The organism is Flavobacterium sp. SM15, from assembly GCF_022012335.1.
Taxonomy (GTDB): Bacteria; Bacteroidota; Bacteroidia; order Flavobacteriales; family Flavobacteriaceae; genus Flavobacterium.
This window is the reverse complement of sequence record NZ_JAKLTO010000003.1, coordinates 110,859-128,204: the sequence shown is the minus strand read 5'-3', so window position 1 is coordinate 128,204 and position 17,346 is coordinate 110,859. Positions and strand designations below refer to the sequence as shown.

Sequence of the window (17,346 nt, the reverse complement as noted above, 5' to 3'; positions counted from 1 at the left end):
TTTTAATTTTGGCGCAAAAGTACTGCTTTCTTGTTGAAAAACAATTCTGTTAACAGAAATTTTATTTAGAAACGGTTCTAACAACTCTAAATCCGAAGAAATCATTAGTAGAGTGCGGATCCCAACTTAATTGGTTAGAAGGTTTTAAGTAATTCAATTTACTGCTGTCCCAAGAACCTCCTCTAACACAACGTTTGTCACCTCTTTCCGGGCCGATTGGGTTGTCTCTTTTTTCTACTTTGTGGTAAATTGGGCTGTAGTAGTCCCAACACCATTCCCAAACATTTCCGCTCATGTCGTAAATCCCTAGCTCGTTAGCAAGTTTAGTACCCTTTTTTTGTGGAGACTTGCGGCTGTTTGCTGCATACCATGCGATCATTTCTAAATCATCGCTTCCAGAATAAACATAATTTTTGGATTTAGTACCTCCTTTGGCAGCAAACTCCCATTCCGCCTGGCTCGGTAAACGGAAACCATTTGCTGAGAAATCACATTCGTATTTATCGTCTGTTTTTTTATAGGCAGCTTGTAAACCATTGGCTTTGCTTAACCAGTTACAATATTTTACGGCATCGATCCAAGTGATGTTGGTAATAGGAAATTCATCGTTCCATCCCCAGCTTGGCTTTTGTGGCATATTGGATTTAGTATCCTCCACATAAGTTCTCCAATCTGCAACAGTCACTTCGAATTTACTTATCTCGAAAGTAGAAACTTTAACATCATAAACAATTTTCTTTTTTGTTTTAAGATCTACTGCGTTTTCACGTGGGGTCATTTTAAAAGAACCACCTTCCACATGAACCATTTCCGGTTTTACTGAATTTAACCCGTAAAAAGAGCATAAAAAAAGTGCCAAAGCACTGAAACCAAGCATTACGTAATTTTTCTTCATATAATAATTTTAACTTTTCTTTAATTTTATGTTGCGAAAATAACATTTTTTCGTTATCAACCTAATTTTAGGAAATGGAATATTAGATGAAATGCTTAAAAATATCGGTGAAATGCAATAATATAAGTTAAATAGTACTTTATTTTAATGTTATTATATTGAATTCTGAGGATAATGGATTTAACTGATTGAGCAGTTCCTTAATGAGAGAATTTCCGCACTCCAGAAAGAACTCAGAAAAGTTAGCTTTGCGTTCCTGTAATGATTGGTTTGGAAACAATTCGTTTTGAATTTCGATTATTCGCTCCAGTTTTTCAGCATGATTTCTTTTCTCAGCTTTTAATAATCGCTTTTCAAGATTTTCAAGCCCTTTTAACTGTTTTTTCTCTTGAGCTTTAACGGCACCAATAAAAGAAACATCTGTTTTTTGAGCAATTTGGGTTAAATTCTCAAATTGATTTTTAAGAAACTCTTTTTGTTGAGAAAAATCGAGATTGAATTCAGAAAAGGCCTTAGTTCTTTGGGTTATTAATTCTGATTGTTTGGAAAATAAATCACTCCAGTTTAAACCGAGTTTGTCTGCTTTCAAATTTTGTTTTTCAGAAGCCAGCAATACGGAATTTCTAAGTAAAAGAACTGGGAAAGTAACCTGATTGGTTTCAAAATTACTTTTTAGCTCTAACCAATAGGCAAGTTCGCCTCCACCGCCAATGTAACATAAATTGGGCAGGATGACTTCTTGGTACAAAGGTCTTAAAATTACATTGGGACTGAATTTCTCGGGATGTTTTTCTAATTGCTCAAGTAATTCATTTTCAGAAAAATGAAGCGAAGCGTTATTGATTTTAAAAATACCGTTTTCAAAGAGTATGCGTTCACGAAGTTTATCTTCTATGTAAAATAAATTGATTTCACGAGGATTCACCTGAACAGCATAATCACCGAATTTCGAAATGGTTTGTGAAACTTGTTTATGGGAAAGCTGCTGCTGTAATTCTGTTTTAATATAAGGACTGAACAGTTTTTTTAAGGAAGAGCAATCGCCGTCGAGAATTACCAAACCTTCTTCTTTGAAAAGTTCATTGGCCAAATAACGTGTGGCGTCGGCTAAATTGGAATGCTCTAAATAGGCTTTACGGAATAGATTTCTTAAAGATTCCGCATTATTGCCTAAGCCTAATTCTTTGGAAAACACTTCAAAAACTTCTTCAAGCCCGTTAGTGGAAAGTCTTCCTACCGGGCCGAAGCTTTCTTTGTTCCAATGGATCTTTTTGTTCTTGAAATAAAAGTAGTTGATTTCCTCAAAATCATGATCTTCGGTTGCCATCCAATACACCGGTACAAAATTGAAATCCGGATAAGCCGATTTAAGCTGTTTGCATAAATTGATTACCGAAACAATTTTGTAAATGAAATACAAAGGGCCGGTAAACAAATTAAGCTGATGCCCGGTTGTTATGGTAAAAGTGTTTTCGTTTTCCAGTAACTCGATATTTTTTACTGTTACATCAGAAGTTGAAAAACCGGAATATTGATTTTTCAGTTCGTTAACCAATACAGTTCTTGTTTTCTGAGAAAAATTTTCCCTTTTTTCTTCGATTTGAAGCTTGAAATTTTCAAGAGTTGGGAAACGATGATACAACGACTGTGTTTCAGTTTTCTGATCTAAATAATCAACAATAAGTTTTGAGAAATATCCGGAATTTTGATAACTGATACAGTCGGTAGGCATAGCAACTTTTTTTGTACTGCTAAAGTAAGAAAAATAAAGTTTTGCTAATTCGGTTTAACAAAGGGTTATGAATTCGATTTATCGTTTTAATGAAAAGTGGCCTCTGTATTCTTTTCCGTTCTGCCTTTTAACTACAAACCAATAATCTGTTGCAGGCATTGCTTGACCGTTTAATGTTCCGTCCCATCCAATATCATTTGCGCCGAATTCTTTAATGAATTTGCCATATCGGTCAAAGATCTTTGCAGTTAGATTGGGTTCGTTTTCAGAGAATTTAATTTTCCAATAATCGTTATAACTGTCTGCGTTTGGAGTAAAAAACTTCGGATACATTAGTAAATAGAAATCTTCAGGCTGAATTCCGCATCCATTTTTATCTTTAATAAATACGGTATATTCACCACTTTCCAATCCTGTGAAAGTATTATTGGCTTGGTAATTCGTTCCATCAATTGAATAGACATAATCGCCAACACTATTACCAGTTAACAATACCGTAATTGTATTTTGGTTAAAGGTCCAGTCAGAAGTTACAATTTCAGAAACTGTAGCAATATTCGATTTAACAACACTAAAGTTTTTTACTGAAGTACAAACAAGCGAACCATGATTTTCAGAAACTGAAACTGAATAATTGCCTGGTGTTGATATGCTAATCGAGGATGTTGTTGCTCCAGTTGACCATGAATAATTATCAAAGCCGGTTCCGGCATCAACAGTAATCGAACTTCCTTCACAGATTGGCATAATATCTGAAATTGAGATAATTGGTTTGCTAACAACAGTAAGTTTTAACTCTACAATCTGATGACAACCGTTCGAGGAATCAATTCTAACGTAAATAATTTTTGTCTCGACGGCCAATTGAAAACTTTGATAATTATTGATTTTCTCAGAAGCAATTAGGTTTTCTGCACCATTATAAGTGGCGTAATATGAAAACGAAGTACCATTTGTGCTTGAAATAAGTTGATTATTGTAATTGGATAAGTTCACGGTTTCTGTTCCGTTATTTAAGTTGTCACAAAGTGTTTCGGTATAATTGGTCGCGTTTAAAGTATTGATTAGATTAATCGTTACAGAAAATCGGGTAGGGCTTTCACAACCATTTATTGTTTGTGTAGCGTAATAGGTAGTATTATTAGTAAGCAAAGTTGTTGAAGGTAAAACAGTAGTTCCGCTTGAATTTGCATACCAAATAATATTAGCGCCTGAAACGATAATATCATTCAAAGTTGCATTTTGAGAAGAACAAAAACTTTGGTTTGTAGTTCCGGTTGGAGCTGTTGTGTTTTGAATAGTGATTGTTACGGGAATTCTGTTGCTTTCGCATCCGTTAATGGTTTGGGAAGCGTAGTAAGTTATTCCGTTTTGTAAAAGCGTAACGTTTGTTAATAAATTACCAGCTGTTAATGAGTCGTACCATTTGATGTTTTGTCCGGTAATGGAGATATTGTTTATTGTTGCATTTTGTTGGATGCAGAATTGTTGAGATAAAGATGAAGTTGGTAAAGCCGTGGACGAAATTACAACGGTTTGGTTTTGTGTGGCTGTATTTCCGTTTCCATCGTTATAATTCCATGTGATGGTGTAGGTTCCCGGAAGTGAATAACTTAATGGGTTGGTTGTTGTTGCTACGATATTTCCAGCACAATTGTCGGTTGCTGTTGGGATTGTTGTAATTATAGTGTTGCAATTACCATTGATAGTTGGAAGGGTTGTTGTACTTGGAGTTGGAGCAATGTTGTCGCCAACCAGAACATTTACAGAAGCTGGTCCATCGCATCCTCCTGTACCCGTAACTGTACAAGTATACAGTCCGCTATGAGTTGTATTAGCATTCGGAATTATTGGATTTTGTTGGTTAGATGTGAATCCATTTGGGCCGGTCCAGCTGTAATTTGTGCCTCCTGAAGCAGTAAGTTCTAAATTACTACCAAGACATGGATTTTGACTCAAAACCTGTGGAGAAGATAGACAATCTTGAAATTTTGCAAAATAGATATTGGCAATTCCTCCTCCTGAGTTTTGGTTATGTGATTCTTGATGTGCCCCAGGTGTTGAAATACCCGATTTACTGCAGGTATTTCCAATTAAATATATATTATTGTTAGAATCGATGGATATTTTATTGTTTACATCCGCGGCACCATTTGTACCTTCATCACATTCACCACCATAATAGGTTCCCCATTCCCGTTGACCATTTGTTTTTAATTTGATGAGATATGCATCTGAATTTTGGGGTACTTCTGAAAAAGCTCCAGGTGTTGCAATCCCGCTCAGTTGAGATGTACAGCCTCCTATGAAAACTTGGTTGTTTGAATTAACAGCGATATCCTGAATGTATTCTCCGAAATAGGTTCCCCAAATTAAGCTTTGTGTAGTTATATTGAATTTTGCTATAAAACTACTTCTGCCATAAAACATAGGTAAATGAACAAAACTTTCATTAAAAGTTCCGGAAGTGTTCATACTTGTTTGGTTGTTTGTAATGCCAAAAAAATAGAGGTGGTCATCTTTTAATATTGACTGATTTATAATTGCATATCCGGAACCATTGAAATAAGATCCCCAAATTCTATTACCATTTAAATCAAATTTTGCGATCATACCAGAAGCATAGCCTTGTAAATTTGTATTAAATGAATTTAGTGTGGCTATGCCCTGAGTGCTTCCGGTACTTCCGGTTATATATAAAAACCCATCATTTGAAATATGACAGGAATGAATCTGATCATTTTCGTTTCCTCCAAAATAGGTTCCCCAAACCCTAATTCCTAAGGGAGTAAATTTTGCAATGAAACCATCATCATCAAGATATCCAGGGGCATGAACAGGCTGATGTGTATTATTGGTGGCTATATTTTCTAGACTGCCTGCCTTTCCAACTAGATAGACATTATTTTGAGTGTCGAAGCAAATGTCATTACCGGAATCAGATGAGTTTCCTCCATAATAAGTTGCCCATTCCCTTACTCCAGATGAGTTTATTTTTATTAAAAATGCATTATCATAATAGCCGGTATGTAATGGTTGATGAGAGTTTATAGTGCTTATATTAGGCATTGAAGCACCTATATCCCCTGTGTAGTATATATTACCTATGTTATCTGCTTTAATTTTTTTTACTCTAGCAATCGAATAAATACCCCAAAGTCTTACTCCACTTGAGTTAAATTTAACAATAAAGCTATTCCCATAAAAATAGCTGTAATCATGGACTGTATAACTCCCTGATGTTGCTATATTAATGGTGCTGTAAGTGTAGCCGGAAAAATAAACGTTATTATTATTGTCATTGCAAATGTCTGTTGAAAAATCTGAGTTATTTCCTGTATAATACGTTCCCCAAAGTCTTATAGGTGTTGGGTCAATAATTAAAGTTTTGTTTTGAAATTGTTGTCCTTCAAAGCCATAAACATTTTTCTTGATTTTTCTGTAATTGATTGCAACTTCTTTTTTGATATGATTTTCTTCAACCCAACTCAATGGAATAGTTTCTTCCATTTCTCCAAAGCGAACGTTCATTTTAATTTTATTGCCAGCCAATTCGGTTTTAGCACCATTAAATTTCAATTGGATGTCAGAAACTTTTCCCCCAGGTTTCACAATGAAATTATATTCAACAGTTTTAGTAGAATCTTTAGGGATAAAGAAAACCACATCAATGTTGTTGTAGATGTTTAAATAAGTTACTTTTTGGAATTTATGAACGTTAGTAATTCCTTGTGGCGCATGATTAACGTTGTAGTAATTGTCATAATCAGCTGATTTTTCTTCAGCAAGGAATTTAACTTCTGGATTTGAGTTTAGAAAATCAATATCAATGCGATGATAAAGGTATCCGACCTTAGGTTCAGGAAGATTATTCTTGTTGTTAAGTATTGAATTGTAGTTGTTTGCTGATGAGTTTTTTTCTTTTAAAGGAATAGTTTTTGTCTGATAAACATCATAAGAAAAACCGTTTTTCCTTAGCTGAACATTTAAACCGTTGGTGTTTAATAGATAGTAAACGGATTTGTTTTCTCTACCTTTTTGATCTACAATTTGCCCTTTGTTTTCAATGAATCCTATAGATTTATTTGTATTTTTTTGTGCAAAAGAGAAAGTAGTGAGTAATATAAATAAGTAGAGGAAAATTCTCATTTTTTTAAATTTTCCACAAATATAAAAAATTATGTAGAGAGTCAGAATTTTAACGAGTTAATGAATCATCATGAAAACCTAAACCTTTACATATCCCCAATTCTCCCCAGATTTAATACGGCGAATCTGCATTTCGCTCACCCCGAATTGTTTGGCAATCATTTTCAGGCGGGTTTTTTGGTTTGGTCGGGCTAAAATCTTCTTGATTAGCATTACTTTAGTTACGGTAAGTTTTCTGCCGTCGGATTTTAGATTGTGCTCCAGTAATTTTTTTCTGTTTAGAAGTACTACAGGATTAGTATCATAACTGTGTTTAAGCATTTCGGGACGGGTAACCCATTTCAGGTTTCTAATGTCGTCGTTGTCTTTTCTACGGTCTAAATGGATAACGTGGGTGTGCTGCTCAGAAGGCTTTTCCAAAAAGAGTTCGGCAATAAGTTTGTAAAGAACAATCGATTTTCTTTTAACTTTTTCGCCTTCTTTGTTTTTGTAGGTAATTAATCGGTAACCGTCAGCCTTGGCGCCTTTTATGATTTTGCCGTCACTCATCTCATTGGTAAAACTTAAAAGTCTTCCCTTGTTGGAAACGGCATAACGCATTACTTGCGGTACGGGTAATATAATTTCTTTAAATTCTTCTTGTGGTAGTTTTCGAAATGAATTCATGTTTTTCAGCGTCGTAATTGTTGTAGGAAATTCCTTTGAAGCCCTGTAAATTCTAGCACTAACTTACAATTTTGTTTTTAAAAAGAACAATTTGAGTTCTTTTTTTTATGAAAAATTAAGAATTAAGATCAAATTTGATTGCAATCCCCTAACATAATCAATAAATATCTTACAAGTTTCATAGGGCTTAAAAGCTCATTTTTTGAAGAAACCGATTTCCTGAACAAAGTCGTCAGGCAATTTCCGTTTAAGTAAAAAATATCGATTAATTTTGCCAAAGAATTTCCGCAGATGAAAAACACACTTTTAATCACACCGCCTTTTACCCAGCTGAACACTCCGTATCCGGCCACAGCTTATTTAAAAGGTTTTTTGAATACCAAAAACATTACTTCTTTTCAGATGGATTTGGGTATCGAAGTGATTTTGAAGTTGTTTTCCAAAGAAGGTTTGCAAGATATTTTTAAAGAATCTCAAGCTCATAAGGCTGTTTTTTCAGATAATTCGAAACGGATTTTTGCCCTTCAGAAGGAATATGTAAAAACGATAGATTCGGTTATTGCCTTTCTTCAGGGAAATAATCCAACTTTAGCCAGACAGATTTGCCTTGATGGTTTTCTTCCGGAAGCCTCACGTTTTACTCAGTTGGACGATATGGATTGGGCGTTCGGCTCTATGGGAATGCAGGACAAAGCGAAGCATCTCGCAACGTTATACCTTGAAGATTTGTCGGATTTTATAGTTGAAACCATTGACGAAAATTTTGGTTTTAGCCGTTATGCCGAGCGTTTGGGCCGAAGTGCAAATTCTTTTGATGAATTATACGATTATCTTAAAACCGAACCTACTTATATCGATTTAATTACTTTAAAAATTCTCAGCGAGCAACTGAAAGAAGTACAGCCGAAACTGGTTTGTTTTTCCGTTCCGTTTCCCGGGAATTTGTACAGTGCTTTTCGATGTGCGAAATTCATAAAAGAAAATTATCCTGAAATCAAGGTTTCGATGGGCGGTGGTTTTCCCAATACCGAATTGCGTGATTTAAAAGAAGCTCGCGTTTTTGAATTTTTCGATTTCATCACTTTAGATGATGGGGAACTTCCGGTAGAATTGCTATTGGAAAATATCGAAGATCCTAATTACAACGAATTCAAACGCACTTTTTTACTTGAAGAATCGAAAGTTGTATATAAAAATAATTCCCTTCGTCACGATTACAAGCAAAGTGAAGTAGGTACTCCCGATTATACCGATTTGTTTCTGGATCGTTACATTTCAGTAATCGAAATTGCCAATCCGATGCACAGTTTATGGAGCGACGGCCGTTGGAACAAACTCACGATGGCTCATGGTTGTTATTGGGGGAAATGTACATTTTGTGATATTTCGTTAGATTATATCAAAATTTACGAACCGATTGCCGCCAGAACTTTGGTAGACCGCATGGAAGAACTCATTGCGCAAACCGGTCATAACGGCTTTCATTTTGTAGACGAAGCCGCACCGCCAGCTTTAATGCGCGAGGTTGCTCTTGAAATTTTACGTCGAAATCTAACGGTTACCTGGTGGACGAACATCCGCTTCGAAAAAAGCTTTACCGCAGATTTATGTGTTTTACTCAAAGCTTCCGGTTGTATCGCCGTTTCGGGTGGTTTGGAAGTAGCATCCGATCGTTTGCTGGAACTGATTAAAAAAGGAGTAACTGTTGAGCAAGTCGCCAAAGTAACCCGAAATTTTACTGAAGCCGGTATCATGGTACACGCTTATCTTATGTATGGCTATCCAACACAAACCATTCAGGAAACCATTGATAGTTTGGAAATGGTGCGTCAAATGTTCGAGTTAGGGATTTTGCAGTCTGGTTTTTGGCATCAGTTTGCCATGACCGCACACAGTCCGGTTGGATTGAATCCGGAAGAATTCGGTGTTGTTCCTCAAATTAATGAAATCACTTTTGCTAATAATGACATTCAGTTTAAAGATAAAACAGGCATCAACCATGATAAATTCAGCTTTGGCCTGAAAAAATCGTTGTTCAATTATATGCACGGGATTTGTTTCGATTATCCGTTGCAGGATTGGTTCGATTTTAAAATTCCGAATACAAAAGTACAGCCGGATTTTATATACGAATGTCTTCAGAACGAAAATCATTTCAACATCAAACCCAACGCAAAAATCGTTTGGATTGGAGGAAAGCCTTTTGAGGAAACCTTTACCAAAAGCAAAAAAGGCAATTCGTGGGAAATGATGAAACTAACTTTTCACGATAAAAGGGAAGTTTTCGAGATTACTACCGATAAAGACAACGGAGCTTGGCTACAAAACCTTTTGGAGAAAATCGCATCAACAAACGAAAAGAAATTTACGTTTAATGAAGTAAAAGCCGATTACGAAAATTCAGGTTTGGAAGATTTTGAGTTGTTCTGGTATTCGAAGCCTGTGAATACTTTGCGTGACTTCGGATTATTGGCTTTGTAACAAATTCTGTATTTAATTCGCACATTTCCTTTTTTTTAGTGTTAAAAAAACGATTGAGTTTCTTTACTTTTACGCAATTAATTTTTTAACCTGATGAGTACTTATAAATTAACCGTAAATTCTTCAACTGTATTTGATGTGAAGGATTCCGATGTGTCTTCTTTTGACGCTTTAAAATCGGGAGATTCGAACTATCATGTGCTGAAGGACAATACTTCTTTTAAAGCAGAAATCATTTCCGCAGATTTTATCGCCAAGAAATACACTGTTAAAGTGAACAACAACACTTATGTTGTGGATATTGCCAATCCGTTAGACCAACTTATCAAAGAGATGGGATTCGCTATCGGAGCAACCAAACAGGTAAATTCTATCAAAGCACCTATGCCAGGATTAATTCTGGAAATCAATGTGGAAGTGGGACAGGAAGTAAAAGAAAACGACCCAATCCTAATCTTAGGAGCCATGAAAATGGAAAATAGTTTCCTTTCACCAAGAGACGGAGTAATCAAATCTATTGCTGTTAGTAAAGATCAGGCGGTAGATAAAGGTCAATTGTTAATCGAATTCGAATAATCATGAAGAAGATATTAGTAGCCAACCGTGGGGAAATTGCCTTGCGCGTAATGAAAACGGCTCGTAAAATGGGAATCAAAACGGTAGCGGTGTATTCGGTTGCCGACAGAAATGCACCTCATGTGAAATTTGCTGATGAAGCGGTTTGTATTGGGGAAGCGCCGTCAAACCAGTCCTATTTATTAGGAGATAAGATCATCGAAGTTGCAAAATCGTTAAACGTAGACGGAATCCATCCGGGTTACGGTTTCTTAAGTGAAAATGCAGATTTCGCCGAATTAGCCGAGAAAAACAACATTACCTTCATCGGACCAAAATCAAAAGCGATTCACATCATGGGAAGTAAGTTAGCTGCTAAAGATGCGGTAAAAGCCTATGATATTCCGATGGTTCCGGGTGTAGATAAAGCAATTACCGATATTGAAGAAGCGAAACAGGTTGCTAAACAAATCGGTTTCCCAATTTTGATTAAAGCTTCTGCCGGTGGTGGAGGAAAAGGAATGCGCGTTGTTGAGAACGAGGCAGAGTTTGAATCACAAATGAACCGTGCGATCAGTGAGGCGGTTTCCGCTTTTGGAGACGGTTCGGTTTTTATTGAAAAATATGTTGGTTCGCCTCGTCATATCGAAATTCAGGTAATGGCAGACAGCCACGGAAATATTCTGTACTTGTTTGAAAGAGAATGTTCGATTCAGCGTCGTCACCAGAAGGTAGTTGAAGAAGCTCCATCAGCAGTTCTTACTCCGGAAATCCGTAAAGCAATGGGAGAAGCTGCTGTAAAAGTTGCTCAATCGTGTGATTATTTAGGAGCCGGAACAGTGGAATTCCTTTTGGATGAAAACAAAAACTTTTACTTCCTTGAGATGAATACTCGTTTGCAGGTAGAGCATCCAGTAACCGAAATGATTACCGGTATGGACTTGGTGGAAATGCAAATCCGTGTGGCTCGCGGTGAAGCGTTAAGCATCAAACAGGAAGATTTAAAAATCAATGGGCATGCGATGGAATTGCGCGTGTATTGTGAAGATCCGTTAAATGATTTCCTTCCGAATGTTGGAACTTTGGATGTTTACAAAGTACCTCAAGGTGAAGGGATCCGTGTAGATGATGGTTTTGAAGAAGGTATGGAAGTGCCGATTTATTACGATCCGATGCTTTCCAAATTAATTACTTACGGAAAAACGCGCGAAGAATCCATTCAAAAAATGATTGAAGCTATTGAGGCTTATCAGATTGAAGGAGTTTATACCACGTTGCCGTTCGGTAAGTTTGTAATGGAGCACGAAGCGTTCCGTTCAGGAGATTTTGATACGCACTTCGTTAAGAAATATTACGATAGTGAAGTATTGAAAGCCCACATGGACAAAGAAGCAGAAATTGCTGCTTATGTAGCGATGAAACAGTATTTAGAAGATCAAAAAATCTTACGCCTACCAACACACTTATAATCATGGAATCAAATAAATTCGAAATATTAAATAAGAAAATTGCCGAATCCAAATTAGGAGGCGGTGAAAAAAGAATTGCAACCCAGCATGCCAAAAAGAAATTAACGGCTCGTGAGCGCATCGAGTACTTCTTTGACGAAGGTTCGTTCGAGGAAATCGGAGCATTTGTAACCCACCGAACTAAAGATTTCGGAATGGACAAAGAGCACTATTTAGGAGATGGTGTTATCACAGGTTACGGAACGGTTAACGGTCGATTGGTGTATGCTTTTGCTCAGGATTTTACCGTTTTCGGTGGAGCGTTGTCTGAAACACATGCAGAGAAAATCTGTAAAGTAATGGACATGGCTTTGAAAGTGGGTGCACCAATGATCGGACTAAACGATTCAGGGGGAGCCCGTATTCAGGAAGGGGTTCGTTCTTTGGGAGGTTATGCTGATATTTTCTTCAGAAATGTTCAGGCTTCCGGGGTAATTCCTCAAATTTCTGCTATTATGGGGCCTTGTGCCGGTGGAGCGGTTTATTCACCAGCAATGACTGATTTTACGATGATGGTGGAAAATACTTCCTATATGTTCGTAACCGGGCCAAATGTTGTGAAAACAGTTACCAATGAAGAAGTAACTTCTGAGGAATTAGGAGGAGCTTCAACCCACTCTTCAAAATCTGGGGTTGCACATACAACTTCTGCCAATGATGTAGAATGTTTGGAAGATGTAAAACGATTGTTGAGTTACCTTCCACAAAATAATACGGAAACGGTTGAAGATTTGCCTTACGAATTAGGTTCAGAACTTCGCGATCAGTTAAACAGCATCGTTCCGGATAATCCGAACAAGCCTTATGACATGCACGATGTAGTTAATGCTATCATCGATGAGGAAAGTTTCTTTGAAATTCATAAAAACTGGGCAGAAAATATTATTGTAGGTTTTGCTCGTATTGGAGGAAAAAGCGTTGGAGTTGTGGCAAACAACCCAATGTTTTTAGCAGGTTGTTTGGATGTGAACAGCTCGATTAAAGCGGCTCGTTTTACCCGTTTTTGTGATGCGTTCAACATTCCGTTGTTAGTATTAGTAGATGTGCCAGGATTCTTGCCGGGAACGGATCAAGAATGGAACGGAATCATCGTACACGGAGCGAAATTGTTATACGCATTAAGCGAGGCAACAGTTCCTAAAGTAACGGTAATTACCCGAAAAGCATACGGTGGTGCTTACGACGTTATGAACTCGAAACACATTGGAGCTGATATGAACTTTGCATGGCCGGGAGCAGAAATCGCGGTTATGGGAGCGAAAGGGGCTTCGGAGATCATTTTCAAAAAAGAAATTGCTGAAGCTTCGGATCCAGCAGCTAAATTGCTGGAAAAAGAAACCGAATATGCGGAGAAATTCGCTAATCCATACCGAGCGGCGCAACGCGGATTTATCGATGAGGTAATTTTCCCGCAAGATACCCGCAGAAAATTAATCAAAGCATTCAAAATGCTGGAAAATAAAGTGGTGGATACACCAAAACGCAAACACGGAAATATTCCTTTGTAGTTATAAAAATAAAAACCGCCTTTCAAGGCGGTTTTTATTTTTAATTCTCCTGAAGATAACTGTAAATGGTATCTTTTAGGTGTACACGCTTGGTTTTTAATTCATTAAGTGTGTCGTCGGAAGCAGGTTCTGCATCGGCTTCAATTCTGTAAATTTCGTGATCTAAATCGTTAAATTCCTGAAATAACTTTTTAAAATGGTTGTCGTCAGTTTTTAAGTTGTAGATTTTTTGGGTAAACTCGGGAAACTCGTCGGTTAGGATGTGTCTTGTAATCATAGTTGTAATTGGTTTTAAATTAAACTTAAAGTTCTTCTTTTTTAAACCGATTTTATATGATATTTGTCATAAAAAAACCTCATTAAAAAGGTTTGTTTTTAATTGTTTTTTAAAAAAGTGTAAATCTCGTCCTTTAAAAATACACGGTCTTTTCTTAGCTGCGACAACTCATCATCCATTGCAAGTTCCTGATCGGTTTCGATTTTATAAATCCGGTCATCCAGCTCCGAGTAGGATTGCAATAAAACCTGAAATTGATCATTGTGGTGATACAAGTCTTTAATTTTGTCGGCATATTCAGGAAAGTCCTGATAAATAGGATGTTTGGTTATCATAATACTGAATTTTAAAGTTTCGGTACTTAAAGTTAATAATAAAAATGCAGTGTTACGAGGTTAATCGGTCTTGGAAATAAAAAAATCCTCACTTAAAAAGTAAGGATTTTTATTCTGATTAATATTGAAAACGGTTAAACTGGTTCACCGTATAAATCAAATTCCGTAGCATCTGTGATAGTAACGTTTACGAAATCTCCTGTTTTTAAGTAGAATTTCGCCGCATCGATAAGCACTTCGTTATCTACATCCGGGCTGTCGAATTCAGTTCTTCCGATAAAATATTGCCCTTCTTTTCTGTCGATGATACATTTGAAGGTCTGACCAATTTTCTCCTGATTCAAATCCCAGGAAATTTGCGCCTGAATGTCCATGATTTCAGCAGCACGCGCTTGTTTTACTTCATCCGGGACATCATCCACCAAACTATAAGCATGTGTGTTTTCTTCGTGAGAATAGGTAAAACAACCTAAACGCTCAAATCGCATTTCTTCTACCCAATTTTTAAGGATTTGGAAATCTTCTTCGGTTTCACCAGGATAACCTACAATCAAAGTCGTACGGATTGCCATTTCAGGAACCGCCGCACGGAATTCTTTCAGCAACTTGGTAGTTTTCTCATAGGTTGTTCCGCGACGCATCGATTTTAATACATTATCTGCAATGTGCTGTAATGGAATATCTAGATAATTACAGATTTTCGGTTCACGTTTCATCAAATCCAAAACTTCCATCGGGAAACCGGTAGGGAAGGCGTAATGCAAACGAATCCACTCGATTCCTTCTACTTTTACAAGTGCTTCCAAAAGTTCGGCAAGATTACGTTTTTTATATAAATCTAATCCGTAATAGGTTAAATCCTGAGCAATTAAAATTAATTCTTTAACGCCGTTTTTAGCCAATTTCTCTGCTTCAATTACCAAATGTTCAATTGGTGTGGAAACGTGTTTTCCTCGCATTAAAGGAATGGCACAGAAACTGCACGGACGGTCACAGCCTTCCGAAATTTTTAAATAAGCGTAGTTTTTAGGTGTGGTTGTTAAACGCTCTCCAATTAATTCGTGTTTGTAATCGGCACCTAAAGCTTTTAATAATAAAGGTAATTCCGTAGTTCCGAAATATTGGTCTACATTAGGGATTTCTTTCTCTAAGTCTGGGCGGTAACGTTCGCTTAAACAGCCGGTTACGAAAACTTTGTCTACGATTCCCTGTTCTTTTTTATCGGCATATTCCAAAATAGTATTAACCGATTCTTCTTTGGCATTGTCGATAAAACCACAGGTGTTAATCACCACGATATTTCCTTCCTGCTCATGTACCACTTCTTTTCCGTTGGCTTTCAGTTGTCCCATCAGCACTTCACTATCGTAGGTGTTTTTGGAACATCCTAAGGTGATTACATTAATTTTATTCTTCTTTAACGACTTGGTTCTCATATATTTACGAAACTTATTTTAAGAAAGTGCGCAAAATTACGCTTTTTATAATTAGGAGCACCATCGTTTAGGTTTTTTTTAAAGGTTCGTCCCGTTTTCCGTTGCAATCTTCCCATTTTATGGGAAGGATTTTCACTGCAACCGGGGCTAAAAGCAAAGGTTAGGGAATAAAAAAACCGCTTCAAAAGAAACGGTTTGATTTATGAAGTTGCAACTAAAAAATTAAAAATCGATAGTGTAAGTTGCTGTAATATTGTTGTTTGTAGCTTTAATGCGTGCTGCATCATTCATTCCGGATGAAATAAAGGGTGAATCCATTTCACGTTGGCTGTATGCATAAGCAAAATCCAAGCGGGAACCACCAAAATTAAATCCAAATCCTGTTGAAAATCCGTTTAAATCACCGATGGTCTTTCCGTTTTTATAGGGACTATCTTCAAAACGATATCCACCACGAAGGCTGAATTGTTTGATTTTAACTTCAACACCGGCTCTGAATTCGTTTGCAGCGGTTAAATTATCACTCATAGAAGTGTTTACCTTTTGAAAGGTTTTGTCGTTTTCCGGTCGGAATTTTGTGTTGGAATAATCCTTGCGGGCATAATCAAAACTGAAAACAGCTTTTTTAGCTAATACATAAGCCAAACTTCCGGTTATTTTTCCAGGAGTTTGAACAGTGTAGGCTTCGTAAATGTTTGTTACTGCCGGGTCAATATAATCTGCATCCAAAGCGGCTCCGTTTACCATGCTGTAACCAATCAGACGTTGGGATAATTCATCATTAAGGCGGTACCAGGTAGGGGATTCGTAAGCAAGACCTAAACGAAAATCGTTGGTAACTTTTGCAATCACACCTAAATTGAATGAAAATCCTGCTCCATAAGTGTAAAGCTGATTGTCAAATTGTAAAGCTTCAACTCTTGTGGTAGCTGTACTGTTGTTCATCTCATATACGCTTGAATTGCGTTTGTAATCAGTAAAGTGTACATTAAGATTTGCCCCAAAATAAAGTCGGTCAAGGTAAGAGGTTGAGAAATTCGCAGCAAGTTTTCCATTGTACCCTGTAGTTACCACACTGTTTGTTTGGTAAAAATCACCATCGGTTGGAACATTGCTCACATAAACTGGCGCGTTACCACTGGTGCTGCCATCATCATAATCAAATAAATAAGCCTGATAACCTAAATAAGCTTGTTGTGCCTGAAATCCGCTAAGGAAGGGGTAGGCGTTGTTTGGTAAATTGGCAAGCTGGGCATAACCCGTGCTGATACTGCTGGAGTTGTCTAAAAGGTTTATCGGTACAATGCCTCCGTTGTTGGCAGTATTTGCAAAGTTTAAGAAATAGTTGCTGATGGAATTGTTCGGATTGGTTCCTCTGGAATAAATGCTGTTTCCGAAATTTTTGGTATTGTCGTAATTAATGGCAAAAGCGACTTTTTTCCAATCTCCTTCTCTTTTGTTGTTGAAAACCAAAACAATACCTAGTTGGTTAAGGTCAAATGTACTTTCGCTGTCGGAAGAGTTCCATCCAAAGTAATTCGATTTGTTTTTGGTGTTGATGTTGCTTAACGAACCGCTTGCTGAATTGTAATTATAAATTGCTGAGCCGGCCGGATTGATATTGATAGCCGATAAATCACCTCCAACGGCACCAAAAGCACCGCTCATTCCTCTGAAACGGGCAGTTCCGGTTAGATCGTCCATGGCGTAACGCAAAGCATCTGATGCTGTGGTTTCTTGTGCCTGAGATAAGGTCGCTGTTAATGCAACCAAAGTAGAAAGTAAATATTTTTTCATAATGGTT

Annotated in this window: 12 protein-coding genes; 4 read left to right on the top strand and 8 right to left on the bottom strand. The window is 37.0% G+C overall.

The window, feature by feature from the left end; translation table 11 throughout:
• Positions 1–61: 61 nt before the first annotated feature.
• The 4 genes from LZZ90_RS06170 to LZZ90_RS06155 form a co-directional block, all read right to left on the bottom strand.
• Positions 62–895, bottom strand: a complete 834-nt coding sequence (locus LZZ90_RS06170; protein WP_237789818.1) for an SUMF1/EgtB/PvdO family nonheme iron enzyme — start codon at positions 893–895, stop codon at positions 62–64.
• Positions 896–1,034: 139 nt separating this feature from the next.
• Entirely contained in the window at positions 1,035–2,627 is a 1,593-nt protein-coding gene (gene bshC / locus LZZ90_RS06165; protein WP_237789817.1) for a bacillithiol biosynthesis cysteine-adding enzyme BshC, read from the bottom strand.
• Between the two features lie 78 nt (positions 2,628–2,705).
• Complete coding sequence (locus tag LZZ90_RS06160) at positions 2,706–6,776, bottom strand: T9SS type B sorting domain-containing protein (RefSeq protein WP_237789816.1); 4,071 nt, start codon at positions 6,774–6,776, stop codon at positions 2,706–2,708.
• 78 nt (positions 6,777–6,854) lie between these two features.
• Complete coding sequence (locus LZZ90_RS06155) at positions 6,855–7,442, bottom strand: NUMOD4 domain-containing protein (RefSeq protein WP_237789815.1); 588 nt, start codon at positions 7,440–7,442, stop codon at positions 6,855–6,857.
• A gap of 291 nt (positions 7,443–7,733) precedes the next feature.
• On the opposite strand from LZZ90_RS06155, the gene LZZ90_RS06150 reads away from it, so the two are divergent.
• The 4 genes from LZZ90_RS06150 (at position 7,734) to LZZ90_RS06135 (ending at position 13,494) form a co-directional block, all read left to right on the top strand.
• Positions 7,734–9,923 carry a radical SAM protein gene (locus LZZ90_RS06150; RefSeq protein ID WP_237789814.1) on the top strand — a complete coding sequence of 730 codons (2,190 nt, stop codon included), beginning with the start codon at positions 7,734–7,736 and terminating at the stop codon, positions 9,921–9,923.
• Between the two features lie 90 nt (positions 9,924–10,013).
• Positions 10,014–10,499, top strand: coding sequence for an acetyl-CoA carboxylase biotin carboxyl carrier protein subunit (locus tag LZZ90_RS06145; RefSeq protein WP_237790123.1), 486 nt, complete (start codon positions 10,014–10,016; stop codon positions 10,497–10,499).
• A gap of 2 nt (positions 10,500–10,501) precedes the next feature.
• Complete coding sequence (gene accC / locus LZZ90_RS06140) at positions 10,502–11,947, top strand: acetyl-CoA carboxylase biotin carboxylase subunit (RefSeq protein WP_237789813.1); 1,446 nt, start codon at positions 10,502–10,504, stop codon at positions 11,945–11,947.
• 2 nt (positions 11,948–11,949) lie between these two features.
• A complete protein-coding gene (locus LZZ90_RS06135) occupies positions 11,950–13,494 on the top strand; it encodes an acyl-CoA carboxylase subunit beta (protein ID WP_237789812.1) in 1,545 nt (514 codons plus the stop codon).
• 40 nt (positions 13,495–13,534) lie between these two features.
• On the opposite strand, the gene LZZ90_RS06130 is transcribed toward LZZ90_RS06135, so the two are convergent.
• The 4 genes from LZZ90_RS06130 to LZZ90_RS06115 all read right to left on the bottom strand — a co-directional run bounded on the left by LZZ90_RS06130 (position 13,535) and on the right by LZZ90_RS06115 (position 17,339).
• The gene (locus LZZ90_RS06130; RefSeq protein WP_237789811.1) at positions 13,535–13,771 is read right to left on the bottom strand and encodes a YdcH family protein; all 237 of its coding nucleotides are present in this window, start codon (positions 13,769–13,771) and stop codon (positions 13,535–13,537) included.
• A 98-nt stretch (positions 13,772–13,869) separates the two neighbouring features.
• Positions 13,870–14,106: a YdcH family protein gene (locus tag LZZ90_RS06125; protein ID WP_237789810.1), complete on the bottom strand. Its 237-nt coding sequence runs from the start codon at positions 14,104–14,106 to the stop codon at positions 13,870–13,872.
• Positions 14,107–14,240: 134 nt separating this feature from the next.
• A complete protein-coding gene (rimO, locus tag LZZ90_RS06120) occupies positions 14,241–15,542 on the bottom strand; it encodes a 30S ribosomal protein S12 methylthiotransferase RimO (RefSeq protein WP_237789809.1) in 1,302 nt (433 codons plus the stop codon).
• A 222-nt stretch (positions 15,543–15,764) separates the two neighbouring features.
• On the bottom strand, positions 15,765–17,339 hold the full coding sequence (locus LZZ90_RS06115; protein ID WP_237789808.1) for an OmpP1/FadL family transporter: 1,575 nt from the start codon (positions 17,337–17,339) through the stop codon (positions 15,765–15,767).
• Positions 17,340–17,346 lie beyond the last annotated feature (7 nt).